Consider the following 3,042-nt stretch of genomic DNA (forward strand, 5'->3'; position numbering starts at 1 on the left):
GACAAGCGACTCGAGGGGCTAGGCGCTGAAACTGGACATTTCCTGAGGTGAATTTTATGCTTTCTTATCTTATAAAAGAAAAATAACGGGCAGGAATTCTGCCCGTTATTCTTTATTTCCTTTAAATTTGCTGATCAGTGCCTCTTCCACCTCTGGAGGGACTAATTCGGATATTTTCCCGTCATATTTGGCCACTTCTTTAACGATACTGGAGCTCAAAAATGAGTACTGATTGTTCGTCATGATGAAAAAGGTTTCGATTTTATCATTTAACACTCTGTTCATTGAGGTGATCTGCATCTCGTATTCAAAATCGGAAACGGCGCGCAGGCCCCTTATGATCGCATTAGCATTAACGCTTTCCGCATAGTCGACAAGCAGGCCCTGAAAGGAGTCCACTTTAGCATTCGGTATATTCTTAGTTACCATCTTGATGAGTTCAATTCTTTCATCCACAGAAAATAGCGGTTGTTTAGAAGAGTTATTCAAGACCACCACATATAACTCGTCAAATACCTTTGCTGCCCTTGTAATGATATCGAGATGCCCGAAAGTAATTGGATCGAAACTTCCTGGACAAACAGCAATTCTTGCCACTTAGACTTCCCCCTCATCTTGTGCATCAAGCTTGTAAAGCGTTATGCCAATAATTCCATATTTCTCATTTCTAGCTTGCTTTAAAACGCCTATTCTTTCAGGCAGCTGAATATCTGAAGCATGCTCGCATACTATTAATCCTTCTTCATGGATCAGCTTTTCCTTTTCAATCATTTCAAGCAGTTTAACAAGCTGCTGTTTTTTGTAAGGAGGATCCAAGAATATGTAATTAAAGGTTAGATTCCTTTTCTGGATAGCTTTCAGCGCTCTGACAGCGTCATTCCTGTAAACCTCGGCTCTATTTTCAAGCCCGCATGATTTAAGGTTTTCATTGACAATATGTATCGCTTTGCCTTCACGGTCTACGAATATGACTTTTTCAAGGCCCCTGCTGAGAGCCTCTATTCCAAGTCCTCCACTGCCAGCAAACAAATCCAGTCCAATTCCACCTGTAAAATAAGGACCAATCATATTGAACAATGATTCCTTCACTTTGTCAGTTGTTGGCCTCGTACTCGTCCCAGGTACCGCCTTCAAAATACGGCCCTTTAAATCACCTGATACAACTCTCATCTTATGTACTCCTCAATTATGCAAATTACTCCCTTATCCTACCACACATACAAAAAATTAACCAAATAAGTGTATAACACTTCCTAAAGTGGAAATAATGAAAAATAACAACATCAATTCGAGGATGTTGTTGCCAACCGCGGAGAAGACTTACGTTTCCCCATAAGTTCTTCCTCCGGTTTCTCCTCTCCCTTTGCCTTCTATCCTGTTAAAGGGATGTAGAAGGACCCTGCAGATTTTGCAGGGCTTTTTTTTGCCTTCTTTTAAGGCAGATTAGATAAATTTTCCCCAGATTACAGGGATAAAGCGATTTCCTCTTCACTTTCGTCAATCGACACTTTAAAAATAGCTTGGAGCCAATGTTCCTCTATATATACAGTTCCGCTAATAATCTTAAAGGGGTTTTCCAGTAAGCCAAAACTTTCCCCATTCATTACAAAAGTATTATTCTTCAAATTAAAGGAATACTTGCTGTTGTTAGATGTCACTTGAATCGAAGTCATGCGGGAATCGACATTTGTATGGGCACCCAGTGAACTCATTGTTTTTATGAGTGGGAATAGTTTTGAGTCTCCTTCCAATAGAATATCCCAATCCATTATCTTTTGGCCATTCGCCATGACTCTCCTGTCATCATTAAAAAGCAATGGATAAAGACTGGAATCATCTTGTTTATTTAGGGTGAAGAATTTGGTTCCCATCCCCTTGATTGCAGCCAGCTGATCGTTAAGCTCAATATAATCAATGCTTGCTTCAATTCCTGCGAGGAAGAGAGTAAAGTCATTTATTTCCTCGCTAGTTAATTTAGTTTTAAGCTCTCGAACGATTGCCTGGCTTTTCGGATTGGAAGCAGGTTGTTTTATGATTAAGGAAGCAAGTGCCTCAAGCAGCCGCTTGTTGTTCGGTTCCAGTCCTTGAATTTTCTGAGACAGGAGAGATATCGCCAATTGCTGTTCAAGCTCATTTTTTGATAGGCTGCTCGCAGCAAGAAGAAGACCATTTCCATGGAAGATGCGATTTTCACTATTAAAGATTACTGATAAATGATTTTTATCCGTCAGACCTTTCAGACTATCAAATTGGTAGATTCCAGGCTGTTCTGGGGAACTGCTATAATATTGAATTCCTTTTTGACCCGAGAATTTCTCGAGGCTCCTGTTCTGCCAATAAAGGGAGGGATTTTCTCCTAATCCTTCAAAGACATAGTATTTCACGACTTCCATTTGCCTATAGCCCTTTAGCGGCAGACCTGCGACCCATGTTCCCTTCCGATGGAGCCTGTCCACTATTTCAATTCTTGTTGAAGCTATCTCCCGCTCACTAAACGAAACAAGCCAGTCGTTCAGGATAAACTCAACGGCTGATGCGTCAATTTTTATGAAATATTCAAATTGAAGCTCATCTCCTTTAGCTTTTATTGATTGTGTCTCATAATCATTCTGGCAAGGCACACCTTCTGAATTCGTACAAACAAGCTCTGAGGCATGCTCAGGAATGATCGCACCATATCGGCTGCCATTTTGCAGGTTTTTGAATACCTGATTAATTGTTAAACCCTTTTCGCCAACCTTGACTGTAACAGCCAGTGTTATTTTTTCATTAGGGGTACTTACCACCTGACTTTTATGATTCGAATAAATTATCCATTGCCATACTACTGTTGCACTAAGAAAGATAAACAAAATGGTTAAGATCAGAACGGAAGCTTTTTTCATCGTCGTTCTCCTTGAAGTCTTTCTGAATCGATATTATTTTATTTATAGGCTCTGTTAAAGCTGAATGTTGATTTTAAATCCTGTTGATTGTAGTGGAAGGCGCGTAGACTCCTCCGATAATGCTGCCGCATTTCCATATTGCGTGGGCAGATTCGAG

The 3,042-nt window shown here is 40.2% G+C and carries 3 protein-coding genes; all 3 read right to left on the reverse strand.

Annotation, left to right across the window (positions count from 1 at the left end; genetic code table 11):
- Window positions 1-105: 105 nt before the first annotated feature.
- The 3 genes from coaD to V7201_RS01955 all read right to left on the reverse strand — a co-directional run bounded on the left by coaD (window position 106) and on the right by V7201_RS01955 (window position 2,885).
- Window positions 106-597: a pantetheine-phosphate adenylyltransferase gene (coaD, locus tag V7201_RS01945; protein ID WP_335375088.1), complete on the reverse strand. Its 492-nt coding sequence runs from the start codon at window positions 595-597 to the stop codon at window positions 106-108.
- Window positions 598-1,170, reverse strand: coding sequence for a 16S rRNA (guanine(966)-N(2))-methyltransferase RsmD (gene rsmD / locus V7201_RS01950; protein WP_335375089.1), 573 nt, complete (start codon window positions 1,168-1,170; stop codon window positions 598-600).
- A 293-nt stretch (window positions 1,171-1,463) separates the two neighbouring features.
- Entirely contained in the window at window positions 1,464-2,885 is a 1,422-nt protein-coding gene (locus tag V7201_RS01955; RefSeq protein ID WP_335375090.1) for a stalk domain-containing protein, read from the reverse strand.
- Between the last annotated feature and the right edge of the window lie 157 nt (window positions 2,886-3,042).

This window comes from Bacillus sp. JJ1122 (assembly GCF_036964885.1).
In the GTDB taxonomy this organism is placed as follows: Bacteria; Bacillota; Bacilli; order Bacillales; family Cytobacillaceae; genus Mesobacillus.